Here is a 1,287-nt window from a genome sequence, read left to right as displayed (position 1 = left end):
ACCGGGCACATGGGTAACACTTTAGACCGGGCACATGGGTAACAGTTATAAATGGCATAGCAGAGGAGACTCACTATGCCCTGGACTGAGACCGTTACCATGCAACGCCTTGATTTCATCCGTGCCTGCGAAGCAGGCACGCATTCCATTTCTGAACTCTGCCGTCTCCACGGCATCAGCCGCAAAACCGGCTATAAGTGGCTCGCCCGCTTTGACCCGGCGGCGCTGTCCTCTCTCGAAAATCACTCCCGCGCGCGCCTCACTCAGCCGGAAAAAATCCCGCCGGACATTGCCGACCGGCTGGTGCTGTTCCGCATGCAGCACCCCGACTGGGGGCCTAAAAAAATCCGTCACTGGCTCCTCAACCACAACGCCGACTTCATCGTGCCCGCTGCAAGCACCATTGGTGACCTGCTAAAAGATGAAGGCCTCGTACCGGACCGCCTGAAGCGCAAACGCACTCCCGGCAACGTACAGAAGCTCACCGTCGCAGAAAAAAATAATCAGGTCTGGAGCGCCGACTTTAAGGGGCGGTTCCGCCTGAAAGACGCGCGCTACTGCCGTCCGTTCACGCTGACGGATAATCACAGCCGCTACCTGCTGGCCTGCGAGGCCAGCTACGTGGAGACCACCGCGTTCGTACGCGCGTGCATGGAGCGGGTGTTCCGGGAGTGCGGGCTGCCTGACGTCATACTCACCGATAACGGCTCCCCTTTTGCCGGGCCCGGTATTGCCGCGCTGACAAAGCTAAACGTGTGGCTGATAAAGCTGGGTATCCTGCCGGAGCGCATCGCGCCGGGTTGCCCCGGACAGAACGCACGCCATGAAAGAATGCACCGCTCGCTGAAGGCCTCAATGAGCCATGGCAACATCTTCACCACGCTGGCGGAACAGCAGGCCTGGTTCAGCAGCTGGCAGGAGGAGTTCAATCATGAAAGACCACACGAGGCACATGAAAATAAGCCGCCGGCAAGCTGCTGGACGCCATCAGCCCGGCAGTGGGATGGCCGGGTGCCGGAGGTTAATTATCCGGAGGGGGCGAAGCTCTTCAAAGTGGGAGAAAAAGGTGACCTGAGACTGAACGGAAGAACGTTCCTGAGCGCATCGCTGTGTGGAGAATACGTACGGTTCCTGGAGGTGGATGACGGAATCGACGTCATCCTCTTCGACAGGCTGATACTGGCGTATTATGACCAGGCAGAAAAACGTATTATCCGGATAGACTGAGCACAAATGTGTTACCTATGTGCCCGGTCTGATCTGTTACCTATGTGCCCGGTCGTACCT

General features: G+C 58.0%; 1 protein-coding gene. It reads left to right on the top strand.

From position 1 onward, the window contains the following. Positions 1-75: 75 nt before the first annotated feature. A complete protein-coding gene (locus WFL93_RS24070) occupies positions 76-1,227 on the top strand; it encodes an integrase core domain-containing protein (RefSeq protein WP_336779203.1) in 1,152 nt (383 codons plus the stop codon). Positions 1,228-1,287 lie beyond the last annotated feature (60 nt).

This window comes from Pantoea sp. USHLN256 (assembly GCF_037149875.1).
GTDB classification, from domain to species: Bacteria; Pseudomonadota; Gammaproteobacteria; order Enterobacterales; family Enterobacteriaceae; genus Pantoea; species Pantoea nemavictus.
Note: the sequence above shows the minus strand (reverse complement) of the source record. Positions and strands in the feature narration are given on the sequence as shown.

Coding starts and splice junctions, on each gene's coding strand:
- WFL93_RS24070 (WP_336779203.1), top strand. CDS start 76: ATGCCCTGGACTGAGACCGTTACCATGCAACGCCTTGATTTCATCCGT.